The organism is Rhodococcus sp. NPDC059179, from assembly GCF_042754885.1.
Lineage (GTDB): Bacteria > Actinomycetota > Actinomycetes > Mycobacteriales > Mycobacteriaceae > Rhodococcus_G.
In genome coordinates, this window is record NZ_JBHZBV010000012.1 from 53,876 (window position 1) to 68,322 (window position 14,447).

At 68.7% G+C, this 14,447-nt stretch carries 17 protein-coding genes; 8 read left to right on the forward strand and 9 right to left on the reverse strand.

What is annotated here, in order from left to right; all coding sequences use genetic code 11:
• The first annotated feature begins 3 nt into the window (after window positions 1-3).
• Window positions 4-1,023: an AraC family transcriptional regulator gene (locus ACFXMV_RS19340; RefSeq protein ID WP_378498302.1), complete on the forward strand. Its 1,020-nt coding sequence runs from the start codon at window positions 4-6 to the stop codon at window positions 1,021-1,023.
• A 13-nt stretch (window positions 1,024-1,036) separates the two neighbouring features.
• On the opposite strand, the gene ACFXMV_RS19345 is transcribed toward ACFXMV_RS19340, so the two are convergent.
• The 3 genes from ACFXMV_RS19345 to ACFXMV_RS19355 form a co-directional block, all read right to left on the reverse strand.
• Window positions 1,037-1,462: a VOC family protein gene (locus tag ACFXMV_RS19345; protein ID WP_378498301.1), complete on the reverse strand. Its 426-nt coding sequence runs from the start codon at window positions 1,460-1,462 to the stop codon at window positions 1,037-1,039.
• A gap of 604 nt (window positions 1,463-2,066) precedes the next feature.
• The gene (locus tag ACFXMV_RS19350) at window positions 2,067-2,495 is read right to left on the reverse strand and encodes a CBS domain-containing protein (RefSeq protein ID WP_378498300.1); all 429 of its coding nucleotides are present in this window, start codon (window positions 2,493-2,495) and stop codon (window positions 2,067-2,069) included.
• A gap of 111 nt (window positions 2,496-2,606) precedes the next feature.
• A complete protein-coding gene (locus ACFXMV_RS19355; RefSeq protein ID WP_378498314.1) occupies window positions 2,607-3,251 on the reverse strand; it encodes a LysE family translocator in 645 nt (214 codons plus the stop codon).
• Between the two features lie 130 nt (window positions 3,252-3,381).
• Here ACFXMV_RS19355 and ACFXMV_RS19360 point away from each other — a divergent pair, with 130 nt between their 5' ends.
• Window positions 3,382-4,431, forward strand: a complete 1,050-nt coding sequence (locus ACFXMV_RS19360) for an aminotransferase class V-fold PLP-dependent enzyme (RefSeq protein WP_378498299.1) — start codon at window positions 3,382-3,384, stop codon at window positions 4,429-4,431.
• A 75-nt stretch (window positions 4,432-4,506) separates the two neighbouring features.
• Here the strand turns inward: ACFXMV_RS19360 and ACFXMV_RS19365 are convergent, their stop codons facing one another.
• The gene (locus ACFXMV_RS19365; protein WP_378498298.1) at window positions 4,507-5,952 is read right to left on the reverse strand and encodes a carotenoid oxygenase family protein; all 1,446 of its coding nucleotides are present in this window, start codon (window positions 5,950-5,952) and stop codon (window positions 4,507-4,509) included.
• Window positions 5,953-6,117: 165 nt separating this feature from the next.
• Here ACFXMV_RS19365 and ACFXMV_RS19370 point away from each other — a divergent pair, with 165 nt between their 5' ends.
• Entirely contained in the window at window positions 6,118-6,783 is a 666-nt protein-coding gene (locus ACFXMV_RS19370) for an alpha-ketoglutarate-dependent dioxygenase AlkB (protein WP_378498297.1), read from the forward strand.
• Here the strand turns inward: ACFXMV_RS19370 and ACFXMV_RS19375 are convergent.
• A complete protein-coding gene (locus tag ACFXMV_RS19375) occupies window positions 6,749-7,846 on the reverse strand; it encodes a 3-deoxy-7-phosphoheptulonate synthase (RefSeq protein WP_378498296.1) in 1,098 nt (365 codons plus the stop codon). The genes ACFXMV_RS19370 and ACFXMV_RS19375 overlap by 35 nt on opposite strands.
• Before the next feature lie 312 nt (window positions 7,847-8,158).
• A complete protein-coding gene (locus ACFXMV_RS19380) occupies window positions 8,159-8,947 on the reverse strand; it encodes a putative protein N(5)-glutamine methyltransferase (protein WP_378498295.1) in 789 nt (262 codons plus the stop codon).
• A 233-nt stretch (window positions 8,948-9,180) separates the two neighbouring features.
• Between ACFXMV_RS19380 and ACFXMV_RS19385 the strand changes: the two genes are divergently transcribed.
• Window positions 9,181-9,663, forward strand: a complete 483-nt coding sequence (locus ACFXMV_RS19385; protein WP_378498294.1) for a MarR family winged helix-turn-helix transcriptional regulator — start codon at window positions 9,181-9,183, stop codon at window positions 9,661-9,663.
• Window positions 9,660-10,088 (forward strand): organic hydroperoxide resistance protein, encoded by a 429-nt coding sequence (locus ACFXMV_RS19390; RefSeq protein ID WP_378498293.1) that lies wholly within the window; start codon window positions 9,660-9,662, stop codon window positions 10,086-10,088. Before ACFXMV_RS19385 ends, ACFXMV_RS19390 begins: the two co-directional genes overlap by 4 nt.
• Window positions 10,089-10,092: 4 nt before the next feature.
• On the opposite strand, the gene ACFXMV_RS19395 is transcribed toward ACFXMV_RS19390, so the two are convergent.
• The 3 genes from ACFXMV_RS19395 to ACFXMV_RS19405 all read right to left on the reverse strand — a co-directional run bounded on the left by ACFXMV_RS19395 (window position 10,093) and on the right by ACFXMV_RS19405 (window position 11,803).
• Window positions 10,093-10,623 carry a VOC family protein gene (locus ACFXMV_RS19395; protein ID WP_378498292.1) on the reverse strand — a complete coding sequence of 177 codons (531 nt, stop codon included), beginning with the start codon at window positions 10,621-10,623 and terminating at the stop codon, window positions 10,093-10,095.
• Between the two features lie 8 nt (window positions 10,624-10,631).
• Entirely contained in the window at window positions 10,632-11,510 is an 879-nt protein-coding gene (locus ACFXMV_RS19400; protein WP_378498291.1) for an oxidoreductase, read from the reverse strand.
• A 74-nt stretch (window positions 11,511-11,584) separates the two neighbouring features.
• Window positions 11,585-11,803 (reverse strand): hypothetical protein, encoded by a 219-nt coding sequence (locus ACFXMV_RS19405; RefSeq protein ID WP_378502502.1) that lies wholly within the window; start codon window positions 11,801-11,803, stop codon window positions 11,585-11,587.
• A 201-nt stretch (window positions 11,804-12,004) separates the two neighbouring features.
• Between ACFXMV_RS19405 and ACFXMV_RS19410 the strand changes: the two genes are divergently transcribed.
• From ACFXMV_RS19410 to ACFXMV_RS19420, 3 genes are all read left to right on the forward strand, one after another.
• Window positions 12,005-13,126, forward strand: a complete 1,122-nt coding sequence (locus ACFXMV_RS19410) for a Gfo/Idh/MocA family protein (protein WP_378503426.1) — start codon at window positions 12,005-12,007, stop codon at window positions 13,124-13,126.
• A 41-nt stretch (window positions 13,127-13,167) separates the two neighbouring features.
• Window positions 13,168-14,088, forward strand: a complete 921-nt coding sequence (locus tag ACFXMV_RS19415) for a pseudouridine synthase (RefSeq protein ID WP_378501985.1) — start codon at window positions 13,168-13,170, stop codon at window positions 14,086-14,088.
• Between the two features lie 115 nt (window positions 14,089-14,203).
• A complete protein-coding gene (locus ACFXMV_RS19420; protein ID WP_378501986.1) occupies window positions 14,204-14,419 on the forward strand; it encodes a hypothetical protein in 216 nt (71 codons plus the stop codon).
• The last annotated feature ends 28 nt before the right edge of the window (window positions 14,420-14,447 follow it).

The window sequence follows — 14,447 nt, forward strand, 5'->3', positions numbered from 1 at the left end:
CCGATGAGTCAGCGCACCGTGCCCGCGGACTTCGTGCGCAGGGCCGCTACCCTGGCGGCGAACGGCGGGTTCGACATGACGATCCCCCTGGAGGCTGCCGGCATCTCGCTCCCCGCGCTCCGCGACGAGAAGGCCCTGCTCACCGCCAAGCAGTTGACGCTGTTCACCCAGGCGGCCTGGCAACTGACCAGTGACGAACTGTTCGGCCTCGGTGCGGCGCCGGTGCCGCGCGGCACTTTCAAACTGGTCTGTCTGTCGCTGATCCACTCGCCCGACCTCGGCCGCGCGATCGAGCGGATGGCCGACGTGATCCGGGCACTGCCGGGGCTGCCGCCGCTGCGGGTCCGGACCGGCGAGTCCACCACCCGGCTCCAGGTCGTGATCCCACGGCGGGACGACACGCTGCCCGTCGCGACCGCGGAGGCCGCGGACCGGCTGCTCACCGATTTCGAACTGATCCTCCTGCACCGGTTCGCGGCCTGGCTGGTCGGCAGGCGGGTCAAGCTGATCGCGGTGGAGCTGCCCTATCCGGCTCCGGATCCGTTGCTGGCCAAGAACTATGACGTCATCTTCGGCGTCCGGGTCACGTTCGGCGCCGAGACGGCCGCGCTCGAGTTCGACAACGCCGTGCTGCGCGCGCCGATCATCCAGACCGAGGAGACGCTGGAGGACTACCTGCGGGAGTCGCCGAATCTGCTGTTCTCCGAACGGGACTACGACAGCACCGCCTCCGCACAGGTCCGCAAGGTCCTCGAGTCCGGGGTCAAGGGCCGCACCGCCACCGCCGACGACATCGCGGAGATGCTCTCGATCAGCGTCCCGCACCTGCGCCGGCTGCTGCGTCAGGAGGGCACCTCGCTCAATCAGCTCCGCGAGGAGGTGCTCCGCGACGCGGCCATCTCCGGCCTCGGCCGCGGCGAGTCCGTCGACGACCTGTCGGCGAGGCTGGGGTTCTCCGAGCCGAGCGCGTTCCGGCGGGCCTTCAAGCGGTGGACCGGGGAAACCCCGGGCGCGTACCGGTAGGCGCAGACCACGCTCAGCTGACGCAGAACTCGTTGCCCTCGGGGTCCGCCATGGTGATCCACCACTGCGGACCCACCTGGCCGCGATGCAGGATCGTCGCACCGCGGGCGACGAGGGCATCGGCCACCGACTGCTTCTCCTCGCCGACCCGGACGTCGAAGTGCAGCCGGTTCTTCACCGACTTCGACTCCGGCACCACCTGGAACAGCACCCGTGGACGGTCCGGGTGCTCGGGGTCGCTGATCGCGGCCCCCAGCTTCCAGACCAGGACGCCCTCGAATACCTGGGTGTCCTCCTCGGCTGCGTGCCCGGCCGCGACCAGCCCACGGATGAAGTCCTCATCGCTCGGCTCCACCCGCCAACCGAGGGTCTGCGCCCACCACTTGGCCTGCGTGTGCGGATCGGCGGCGTCCACTGTCACCTGAAATTCGTATCCCATGCAGCGACACTACGACCGGGCACCGACATTTAGATTGGGCGAGGGCGCCAACCGAACGAAGCCGCCGGCTGGAACGCAGCGCGATTCCCGAGAGCTGAGTGTTCACTCGGGGCCCCGCCCGTAGAATCCGTCTCCCTGCTCGGTAACTCGGAACCCTGATCGCAGGCGGGACTCCTCCTGTCTGGGCGGTGCTGTCCACCGCAGGTCGCCTGCGATGCCTGCACCCGTCCACGACACTGCAAGTCCACACGAAATCAAAAGGTACAACTCGCGCATTGTGTACAAAACGCCGATTCTGTACCGATCGGCCAGTCTGTACAGAGTTGGCAGTCTGTACAGAGTTGGCAGTCTGTACAGAGTTGGCAGTCTGTGCAGAGTTGGCAGTCTGTACAGAGTTGGCAGTCTGTACCTTTTCATTCCGTACTCGAATGAGGCTTTCCGTTGGCGGCCGGCGGCTGTCCCTGATCAGCTCAGGGTCCCGGCGCCGCGGCCGGCCTGGCCGAGGTCTCCGCGTCATTCGTGATGAAGCCGCACGGTGCCGATGCCATCCCGGCACTCGGAGAACATGCTCCGCTGCCGGGATTCAGGGACCGAACCACTCCCCTCAGCCGTGTTCGATGTAGGCCTCGAGCTGGTCACGTTCGCCCTGCAGTTCGCCGATCCGGCTCTTCACCACGTCGCCGATGCTGACGATGCCGACCAGGCGGCCTTCCACCACGACCGGCAGGTGCCGGATCCGGCGCTCGGTCATGGTCTCGGCGAGGCTGTCCACGCTGTCGGTCGGCAGGCAGGTGAACAGGGCGGTGGTCATGATGTCCGCGACCCGCGAGTTCAGCAGCTCGGCGCCGCGCTCGTGGATGCGGCGCACCACGTCGCGCTCGGTCACGATGCCGATCACCTGGTCGTTCTCGACCACGACGAGGGCGCCCACGTTGTGCCTGGCGAGTTCGCCGATCAGCACGCTGACCGTGATCCCCGGGTCGACCGTCGCCACCGCCGGACCCTTGTTCCGCAACACATCCGCTATCTGCATCTGGACACCCCGATCCATCCGCTGTCGGCAACCGCCGTGCCTGTTGATCATAGGCAGCGCAAAGCCCTGCCGACCATCAACGGACGAGGAAACCGCGATGCAACGAGGCGATCAGCCGACGGCGGGCCGGGAGCGGTCGGTGGCGAGGACGACCGCCAGCCCGCCGAGCACCGAGCCCATCACGTATCGCTGCGCCTTGAGCCAGCCCGGTCGCGCGACGAGAAGGCCCGACACAGCGCCCGCCGCGACGACAATCGCGGCGTTGACGGTCAGCGCGACCGCGATCTGGACACCACCGAGCCCGAGACTCTGCAACCACACCCGGCCCGCACCGGGATCGATGAACTGTGGGATCAGCGCCAGGTACATGATCGCGATCTTCGGGTTGAGCAGGTTGGTGACCAGGCCCATCGCGAACAGCCGCGCCGCGGAATCGGCGGGCAGCCGCCGGGGCGCGAACACCGAGGTCCCACCCGGACGAACCGCCTGCCAGGCCAGCCAGCCGAGGTAGCACGCACCCGCGAGCTTCACCGCGACGTAGAGCTGCGGCACCGCAATGAACACCGCGGTCAGACCCGCGGCGGCCGCCGCCAAATAGCAGGCGAAGCCGACCGCGACGCCGCCGAGCGAGATCAGCCCGGCCCGCCTGCCCTGGGTGATGCTGCGCGAGACGAGGTACATCATGTTCGGCCCGGGGGTGAGCACCATGCCGAGCGCCACCGCCGAGACCCCGAGGATTGCCGCGCCGGAGATCATGACCACGAGGTTCACACGGGCAACGGAGCGACGTCGAGGGCCAGTTGAGCGGCACTGGTTATCGCAAGATCAGTCCAGGCCGTGGCCGGTGGCTATGGACGCGGGCCCACCACGACGCGAGACTGCGACCATGGAATCCTTGGCGCCCGGCGAATTCGCCACCGAAACTGCGTATCTCGACACCGCTTCCTACGGCCTGCCACCCGCCCGCGGACTGTCGGCCGTCCGCGCCGTCACCGATGACTGGGCCGCAGGGCGGGGTGCGCCTGCCGTCCACGATCCCAAGGTGGACGGGCTCCGGGCGGCGTTCGCCCGGCTGCTGCCCGGCGCCACCCCCGATGACGTGGCCGTGGGCGGCAGCGTCGGCGCGCTGATCGCTCCGGTCGCGACCGCCCTCCCGACCGGCGCGGAAGTCCTTGTGGCCGAGGGCGATTTCGCCTCGGTGCCGAATCCGTTCCGGTACCGCGGGGACCTGTTCGTGCGCACGGTGCCGCTGGACCGGCTGGCCGCCGAGGTGCGGCCGGAGACGGCGCTGGTCGCGGTGAGCGTCGTGCAATCCTCGGACGGGCGCACCATCGACCCGGTGGAACTGCGAGCGGCGACCCGAGCGCACGGTGCGCGACTTCTGTTCGACGCCACCCAGGCGGCCGGCTGGCTGCCGCTGCGATTCTCCGACGCGGACTTCTGGGTGTGCGCCACGTTCAAATGGCTGCTCGGCGCACGCAGCGTCAGCCTGTTCGCGGCGAACCCGGAGGCGGCGAATACGGTTCGTCCGGTCTCGCCCGGCTGGTACGCGGCCGCCGACAAGCGGGCGGAAATGTATGTGCCGCAGCGGTTGGCCGACACCGCGCGCCGCTTCGACCACACACCGGACTGGCTGGGCGTGGTCGCCGCCGCGGCCGGGCTGGAACTGATCGACGAACTGACGGTCGACACGATCGGCGCGCACGACCTGGCGCTCGCCGACCGGTTCCGCTCCGGACTGATCGACCTGGGCCTGTGTGCCGTGCCCGGCCGCTCCCCCATCGTCGCCATCCCGGGAGCATCCGACCGCGCGGATCGGCTGGCCGCGGCCGGGGTGATCGCCACATCACGGGGCGGGGCCCTGCGGTTCGCGTTCCACCTGCACAACGGCGCGGACGACGTCGACCGCGCACTGAACGCCCTCGCCCGCCGCTGATCGCCCAACAAGACCTACGGCTCGACGTGGCTCACTCGCCCGGCGGCTGAAAGTGGCGCGGTCCCACCGGATCCTTCATTGTGGTTGCTGGATCCAATTGCCGTGAAAGCCGGCTGGAACGCGTTGAGGTAGACGCACAGCTGCAACGTCCTCAAGGCTCTGGGCGTCCAGAATCCGTAGTTCAGTGGTGTTCTCGGCCAGGTCGGTTACCAACCCCATCACCACACCGTCGCCCTCCGGCGCCGAGGGAGAGGACGGGGCGAAGCTGAATTCACCGACCGCAGAGTGGTTTCCGAAGTCGCGTTGAGCCGCAATGCCAGCGGTGGCGTTCGTTCGAAGAAGTCGGTGTTCTCCGGACACATCGTCGGTGCCACCTACGGCCCACCCGTGCTGATAGGTGCTGGTGACGCGTCGGTCGTCGATCCGGGGGAACTCCATGTGTTCATCGGCGAGAGCTTCACGCCGGAGCGATCCGGTTCGCAGATCGATTCGCCACCGTTCCAGCCTGGGCCGCCCATCCGTTGGTCCGAGGGGGTCGGCGTCGAAAACTCGTTCGTGGACCACCAGGTCGATCTCGAGCCCGCGATCGTCATTGTGGGCGTTCATCGGGTGGAACACATAGCAGGGCTGGTCGAGTTCTATCCACGTCACCGCTATCGGGTCGTGGGAGGACCGTGGCAACAGGCCAACGCGTGCTGGGTAGTCCGGGTTCCATCGATAGGGGAAGCGGCCGGCAGGTATTCGCGGCACGCGATTCATGATCATCGGAGGAATGCGGACCCTACCGACGATCGAACTCAGCGCCAGCTGGGCGAGCGGACGCAGCGGCCTGGGGACACCGACATGCACCGCTGACCGAGGATCGAAGGTGACGGGTAGGTCGTACAGGACAACGTAGTCACGAGTCAGGGAGAATGCATGCATCATCGGGCTGCCCTGGACCGGGACAGCCATCTTGCGCCGAAGACATCCATCTGGCCCGATTATGGTGTACTGGACTGTGTTCCCCCGGCCGAAGTGATACGAAACGGCGTGCAGCTCTCCGGTGTTCGGATCGAGCACCGGGTGGCCGGTGTAGCCCCCTCGTACGGTTCCGCCGAAGTCACAGACATCGAGCGTCTCGAGGTCACTCGACAACTCCGCACAGGCAGTCCCTCCTTCGACCAGTGCCAACGTCCGGCCCGCGAACCCGATCACGTTCGTGTTCGCGGAAGGACCGTGCAGTGCCGACCTGCCCCGCTCGTCCGGGCTCGTCCGATCCAGCAGTCGCGAAGTCACTTCCGAGTCGACCCAGCGATTGCGGTACCAGAGGGCATCACCGTCGCACAGTCGAATGCCGTGAACCATCCCGTCTCCGGTGAACCAGTTGTACTCGTCGGGCGCGACGTCCGCGACGGGATTGGGTCCGTTCCGGAGGTATCGCCCGTCAAGCCACTCGGGGATCACGCCGCGAACGTCGAGATCGCGTTCGACCAGTTCTCGCCGAACCGGGGCGTACCGGTCGTCGACGAAACTCCCCATGTTGTCTCCCCCTCGAGCGCTTGGACCTGCATTGTTTCAGAGGCACCGTGCGAGAGGCACGGTTTTCTCGGCGTCAACACCGTGAGCGATGCCGAGTCGGCGGCGTTTCCCTGCTCTGCAGATCGACACCCAACCCAGGGAACACCTGTTCGATACAGGCGTAGGATGCGGGTCGTGGACATCGCGGTACAGGCGTCGCTGTTCGACGATCCGACCGGGGGCGCTCGACTCGAGCCGCTCGACAGCTGCCTGCGCAGGCGGGTGCTGACCGCGGGTGCCTGGATCGACGTGCGCCCCGGCTGGCTACAGGGATCCGAGCAGCTGTTCGCCGATCTCGTCGACGCGGTCCCGTGGCGGGCCGAACGCAGGCAGATGTACGACCGCGTGGTCGACGTGCCGCGGCTGGTGAGCTTCTACGCAGAGGACGCCCCGCTCCCCGACCCGCTGCTCACCGAGGCCAGGGCCGCCCTCGACCGGCACTACCGACGCGAGATCGGCGAGCCGTTCGCCACTGCAGGACTGTGTTACTACCGCGACGGCGCCGACAGTGTCGCCTGGCACGGCGACACCATCGGACGCGGCGCCACCGAGGACACCATGGTGGCGATCGTTTCCCTCGGCGCCGCACGGACTCTCGCGCTGCGGCCCCGCGCTGATGAGCGGCGCCGCCGCAGCGGCGGCGGCGACTCCATTCGGTACTCGCTCGGCCACGGCGACCTGCTGGTCATGGGCGGGTCCTGCCAGCGGACCTGGGAGCACGCCGTCCCCAAGACCACCCGCCCCACCGGGCCGCGGATCAGCGTGCAGTTCCGGCCCCGCGGCGTGCGCTGACCGCGCCCGCGAGCCGGTCCAGCTGCGCGGCGGTGGTGTCCCAGTCCAGGCACGCGTCGGTGATCGACTGCCCGTAGGTGAGCTCGTCCGCCCGGCCGAGGGTCAGGTCCTGACGGCCCGCGACGAGGAAGCTCTCCAGCATCAGCCCGACCACGCCGCGCTCACCCGCCTCGATCCGCTCGGCGACATCGGTGACGACGTCGACCTGCTTGTTGTGGTCCTTGCGGCTGTTGCCGTGGCTGGCGTCGACGACGACCCGCTCGGGCAGGCCCGCCTTCGCCAGTCTCGCCATGGTGTCGGCGACGGTCGCGGCGTCGTAGTTCGGCCCGTCGGTGCCGCCACGCAGGATGACGTGGCAGTCCGGGTTGCCCGCCGTGCGGATCAGCGCGGACAGGCCGTTGAGGTCGGTGCCGGGGAAGACGTGGCTGGCTGCCGCGGCCCTGGTCCCGTCGACCGCCACCTGCACGTCGCCCTCGGTCGAGTTCTTGATCCCGACCGGCATGGACAGCGCGCTGCAGAGCTGGCGGTGCACCTGGCTGGCGGCGGTCCTGGCGCCGATCGCGCCGTAGCTCACCAGGTCCGCGATGTACTGCGGTGTGATCGGGTCGAGGAACTCGCAGCCGACCGGCAGGCCCAACGACGAGATGTCGAGCAGCAGTTTGCGTCCCATCCGCAGTCCGGTGTTGATGTCGAAGCTGCCGTCGAGGTGCGGGTCGTTGACCAGCCCCTTCCACCCCAGCGTGGTGCGCGGCTTCTCGAAGTACACCCGCATGACGATGTGCAGGTTGTCGCGATGCTGCTCGGCCTTCTCGGCAAGCCTGTTGGCGTAGTCCATCGCGGCGTTCGTGTCGTGCACGGAGCACGGCCCGACCACGACGATCAGCCGGTCGTCACGGCCGTCGAGGATGTCGATGGTCGCGTCCCGGCCGCCGCGCACCGTCGCGGCGACGGCGGCGTCGATCGCGTGCTCGCGCCGCAGCTCGGCCGGGGCGGCCAGCGGGCTGATGGAGACGGTGCGCTGGTCGTCAAGGCCAAGCGCATCGGTGTCAAGAGTGAGGGTCATGGGTGTCCTGTTCGTTCAGGCCGACCCAGGAGAATGCGTGCACACCCGCGAGCCGGTCGATAGCGGCTCGGGGCGGAGGAGGTCAGCGCGTGGTTACGCCGACCGGCCCACCCGGGGCCAGCCTGCTAAACCAGAAATACGCGCGCTGCATGGCCGCCACTGTAGCAGCGCCCCGCGGCGGGCGTGATCTCGAACCGTTCTACCTCTCTTTCTGACGGCTCACCATCTCGGCGATCCAGATCGGCGCGCGCTCTGGGACAGCGGCGACACCGCGGCGCGGTTGCCTCGACGCCCGCAGGCGCTGCCCGGCACTCAGTCGGGTCGCCTGGTTCCGATCACGACGGTGGCGCCGTGCTCGTCGGAACGCGCGACCCACGGGACCAGCCCGCCGCGGGCGAAGGCGTCGACCGTCAGCGGCGCCTGCCGTTCGCTCGTCTCGATCAACAGGTGGCCGCCCGGCGCCAGCCACCGAGTGGCTTCGGCCGCGACCTTGCGCTGGATGTCGACGCCGTCCGCACCGCCGTCGAGCGCCACCCGCGGCTCGTGGTCGCGGGCTTCCGGCGGCAACATCCCGATCGACCCGGTGGGCACGTAGGGCGCGTTGGCCACCAGGACGTCGACCCGACCACGCAGGGACCGGGGCAGCGGATCGTAGAGATCGCCCTCGTACACCCGAGCGGCCGCGGTATTGCGACGCGCGCAGCGGACCGCCGCCGGGTCGACGTCGACGGCGTGCAACTCCACCTCGCTCTTGACGGCGGTCAGGGCGGCGCCCACCGCACCCGACCCACAGCAGAGGTCGAGGACGACCGCCCGATGGCGAGCGACGGCAGTCGCCTGGTTCGCGAGGAACTCGGTGCGGCGGCGGGGCACGAAGACACCGGGATCCACCGCAATCCGCAGGCCGCAGAACTCCGCCCAGCCGAGGATCTGTTCGAGGGGCAGTCCTGCCACCCGCCGATCCACCATGGCCGCGAGATGGTCCGGGGTCCGGGCCGCGGAGGCGAGCAAATGCGCCTCGTCCTCGGCGAAGACACACCCGGCGGCGCGGAGCCGGGCGACGACAAGGGATTGCGGGCACAGCGACGGGAAAGCTGACATGGGAACGCCTTTCGGGGAATGCCGATCGGGCGCTCTCGCGGTCACCTACCTCAGTCGGACCGCAACGGTGAGAGCACCCGGGTTGCCAAAACGAACACCGGTCTCACCTCCTCGGTCGAACGACTACTGGAACCGCGAACGCTACCGGAACGGCATCGAGCGCGGCCACTGATTTGTTTGAGCCCCGACACACTAGGTTGTGCACAACTAAACCGTGCACTACCTTCAATCGTGTGACCGACGAACTCGCCCTCGACCAGCAACTGTGCTTCGCGCTGTATGCGGCGTCGCGGGCCACGACCGCGGTCTACCGCCCGATGCTCGACGAACTCGGCGTCACCTATCCGCAGTACCTGGTGCTGCTGGTGCTGTGGGAACGCGACGGTCGGGGCGTGCGCGAGATCGGCGACGAACTCGACCTCGACACCGGCACCCTCTCCCCACTGCTCAAGCGGCTCGAGATCCTCGGCCTCGTCGAGCGTCGCCGACTGCCGGAGGACGAGCGCCGCGTCCAGATCCACCTGACCGACACCGGCAGGGGCCTGCGCGAGCGAGCACTGGGCATTCCGCGGCAACTGGCGGGGTGCGCGGGGCTGCCACCGGAGGAACTCATCGCACTGCGCTCGACCCTCGAACGACTCACGCACGAACTACGCAATGCGGTCCGGGTCCCTGACGCGGCCGAATCACCCACCACCACAAGGAGAAATACATGAGCGTCATCTACACCGCCGAAGCACTCGTCACCGGCGAGGGCCGCGACGGGCACGGCCGCAGTTCCGACGGCCGCCTCGACCTGGACCTTGCACTCCCCGTGGAAATGGGCGGCAGCGGCAACGGCACCAACCCGGAGCAGCTGTTCGCGATCGGCTACGCGGCCTGCTACCACTCGGCGCTGCGGATGGTCGCCCGCCAGGCAGGCGCCGACGTCACCGACTCCGCGGTGGGCGCCCGTGTCGGCATCGGCCCGACCGAAGGCGGCGGCTTCGGCCTCGAGGTGACCCTGGAGGTGACCCTGCCGCACCTGTCGCGCGAGCAGGCTCAAGAACTCGCCGACAAGGCGCACCAGGTGTGCCCCTACTCGAACGCCACCCGCGGCAACATTGACGTGACCGTCCTGGTCACCGACGCCGAGGACTGAACCCTCAGCGGCCGGAAAAGATTCGCTCCCACACAGCAGGATCCGTGCGCGGACCGCTCGGCGTGTCCGGCCCGTACCTCTCGATCTCACCGTCGATGTCGAGGGGACGGGTCGGCGGCATACCCGGCACCAGCTCCTCCTCCACCCGACCGTCGGGTACCAGCCAGCACACCTCGAACTCGATGCCGTCCGGGTCCCGTGCGTACAGGGCCTTGGTCGACCCGTGGTTGCTCGCTCCGGTCAATGCCCCTGCCTCGATGAGCTTTTCGCACATCGACGCCAGGTCGGTGAGGGTGTCCACCTCCCACGCCAGGTGATAGAGCCCGACGTCGCCCCGCCTGGCACGACTCGGCCCGCTCGGGCTCTGGAACAGGCCGAGGTCGTGATCGTTGGCCGAGTTCGCGGCCTGCAGGAAGGCCGCGCCAGGAAACCCTCCAGGAAGCGGACGGAATCCGAGCACGTCCCGGTAGAACGCCAGGCTGCGCTCGAGGTCGGCCACGAACAGCACGGCGTGGTTGAGTCGGCGAATCGGCATGTGCGCGCTCACTTTCCGAACGAGTAGGTGACGCCGGTGAGCCGCTCGGACTCGCCCCACAGGCCCGCTGCCACCGTCCGGTCGCGGGACTTGGCGTTCGAGCCCACCACCTTCGGGTAGCCGCGCTGCTCGAAGGGGCCGTCCGGGCCGATGTAGGTGCCGGACGCGACGGTGTCGACGGTGGCGGCGTACAGCTCGGGCAACGCGCCCATCTCGGCGCTCTGCGCGGCCAGGTTCCCGACCAGCATCAGCTTGTCCCAGACCGAGGCGGTGTGCGACTGCAGATTCGTCGACGCGTAACCGGGATGCGCGGCCATGGACTTGACCTCGGAACCGGCCGCGGACAGGCGGCGGTCCAGCTCGTAGGCGAACAGCAGGTTCGCCAGCTTCGACTGCCCGTAGGCCAGCCAGCGGCTGTACCGCCTGCGTTCCCAGTTCGGATCGTCCAGGTTCATCGTCCCCATCCGGTGGATACCGCTGGAGAGGGTGACCACCCGGTCGGCGATCCGGTCGAGGAGCAGACCGGTCAGCGCGAAGTGGCCGAGGTGATTGGTACCGAACTGCGTCTCGAACCCGTCGACGGTGGTCCCCCGCGGCACGGCCATCACGCCCGCGTTGTTGATCAGCACATCGACCTTCTCGATCCCGGCGGCGAACTCACGCACCGACGCCAGGTCAGCCAGATCGAGGCGCCGCACCTCGGCGTTGTCGCCGATCTGAGCCGCGACGGCGCCGCCCTTGTCGACGTTGCGGCAGGCCAGGATCACGGACGCGCCCGATGCCCCGAGGGCGCGCGCCGCCACCTCCCCCAACCCGCTGTTCGCGCCGGTCACCACGAAGGTACGGCCGTGCTGGTCGGCGATGTCGCGGGCGGTCCATGTCGTCACCGGCTCAGCTTACGACGAGTGCGGCCGCAGATCCGATGGGATCTGCGGCCGCATCCGATGTTCGGCGATACGACTCAGCCGAGGCCGCTGACAGCCCCACCGGAGAAGGACTTCAGTAGCTCGGCGAGGTCGAGGATGCTGGATCCGCCGCTCGCGCAGTCCTCGTTGTCGTTCGTCTGGTTCGTGGTCGAGCAAGTCTCGTCCGCCGTGGTCGGCGTGGCGTGTGCAGTCGCGGGTACCGCCAATACACCCGCAGCGACGAACATGAGACTCGCAACAAAACGCCTGTTCATTCCCAAACTCCGTTGTGGTCGTATCCGGCGCCTACATCGGCACCGGCTCTTGATGCGCGGGACGCTATACCAGCCGTCAATCGCGCACGCTGATTTTGCGAATATCGCTACGCTGCACGCGATCCAATCTCCTCACACAGGGGTTTGCCGCGGCCCACCACCAGGCATGCCATGCTGCGAGTACCGCAGTAGTCACATCGGATGACTACCGAACTTCAGGCAGGAAACATGACGGACAAGAGACTTGGGCTCGCCGTGATCGGCACCGGGTTCGGCTGCATCACCCACGTGCCAGCCTTCAGGGATGCCGGGTTCGAGGTGCGCGCACTGATCGGCCGCGACCGGGCACGCACCGCGGACCGCGCCGAACGCATGGGAATCCCGCACGCGGCGACCTCGCTGGACGAGGCCCTCTCGGCCGCCGACATCGACGCGGTGACCATCGCGACCCCGCCGCACACCCACGCCGCACTGGCCGTCGAGGCCGCCGAACGCGGTCTGCACGTGGTGTGCGAGAAGCCGTTCGCGGCCGACCTGGACGAGGCACGCGCGATGCTGTCCGCCGCCGAGAAGTCCGACATCGTCCACATGGTCGGCACCGAGTTCCGCTACTCGACCCCGCAGGCGTTGTTGGCCAGGCAGATTCGGGACGGCGCGATCGGCGACCCGCGACTGGCCACCTTCCTGATGCACCTCCCGCTGTTCGCGGCCAAGGGCAGCGAGGCGCCGGGATGGTGGACCGACGCGAGCAGCGGCGGCGGCTGGCTCGGCGCCCAGGGCACCCACATGATCGACCAGATTCGCAGCACCCTGGGCGAATTCGACACGGTGAGCGCCGGACTTCCGGTCGTCGCGGACCGCGGGCAGAGTGCCGAGGACTCCTTCACCGTGCACTTCCGCACGACCACCGGCGTCGATGGGGTGCTGCAGAGCACGGTCGGCGCGTGGGGGCCACTGATGATGACCACCCGGGTCGCGGGCACCCACGGCACTCTCTGGATCAACGGCGACACGGTGTGTCACGCCGACGCGGCCGGGGAGCGCGAGGTGCCGATACCGGAGGACCTGGCCAACCCGGCCCCGCAGCCGCCACCGCACGACCTCTTCCAGACCACCTACGACTGGATGCACTCGACCGGCCTGGACCGCGCCCCGTACACCCGGCTCGCCGACGCGTTCCGCAGGCGCATCCTCGGCCAGACCCCGGATCCGAACGAGCCGGTGGCGGCGACCTTCCGCGACGGCGTCGCGGGGCAGGCCGTGCTGGACGCGATTCGCCGCTCGGCGCGCGAGGGGCGGTCCGTGCGGGTCGAGACCGTTTAGACGGTATGGGGGCGGCCGGGCCCTCGCCTAGTCTGGCGAGAGTGCCCGCCTCCCCGCTCCCCGTCCGAGACGGCCTCAACCCCACCCGGCTGAGGCTGCCCGAACGCGGCCCCTGGACCACGGTGCTGGAGTATCTGCTGGCCCGGTTCCCCGACGACGCGGTTCGGCTCCGGGAGAAGGTCGCGCTGGCCGAGGTGGTGGGCGGGGACGGGGTACCGGTCACCGCCGAGTCCGCCTTCGCCCCGCGCTCTTTCGTGTATCTCTATCGCGACCCACCTGTCGAGACGCGGGTGCCGTTCGAGATCGAGATACTGCACCGCGACCGGGATTTGTTGGTGGTGGACAAGCCGCACTTTCTGGCCAGCACCCCACGCGGCAGGCACATCGTGGAGTCGGCGCTGGTCCGCCTGCGCCGTGACCTGGACCTTCCCGCGCTCACACCCGCGCATCGCCTGGACCGGGTGACGGCAGGCGTGCTGGTGTTCACGGTCCGGCAGGAGGCGCGGCGGGCGTACCAGCTGCTGTTCGAACGGCGACTGGTGACCAAGGAGTACGAGGCGATCGCCGGATTCGACCCGTCACTGACCCTGCCCCGGACCGTCCACAGCCGCATCGTGAAGGAACGCGGAATGCTGCAGTGCACCGAGGCCCCGGGAGAACCCAACGCGCACACCGACATCGAGCTACTCGAGGCCCGCGGTGGGCTGGCGCGCTACCGACTGCTCCCGCGGACCGGGAAGATGCATCAGTTACGGGTGCACCTGAACTCGCTCGGCATACCGATCCTCGGCGACAACTTCTATCCGCGACTGTATGACGTTGCGCCGGACGACTACTCGAATCCGCTGCAGCTGCTGGCGCGTTCGGTCGCGTTCACCGACCCCCACACCGGCGAACCGAGACGCTTCGTGAGCGGACGACGCCTGTCCGCATGGGAGCCATCCGGCCCACCCAACCCTTAGCGAAATGCCAAGGAGCGCACACCGTGCACTCACAGATCGCCGTCACCATCGGTACATCGGAACAACCCGACCGCCGGATGCGCCCAGCGGATCCGCACACCGATTGGAGCCCGAGATGAACGACATCGGCATGATCCTCCAGCGCGCGGGTGACACCGCGGACCTCTTCGCAGACCGCGGCTTCCTCGAGGCCGTCGCACGCGCCGCCACCCTGCGCCAGGCGCACACCCTCGCCGAACTGCTGGCGACCACCGGCCGCGGCGACGACGCCGAGCTGTTCCTGGCCGCTCACGCCGCGGCCCGCCCCACAGACCTGCCGGACGCGGCCTGAGATTTCGGCGAACCCACAGGTAGACGGC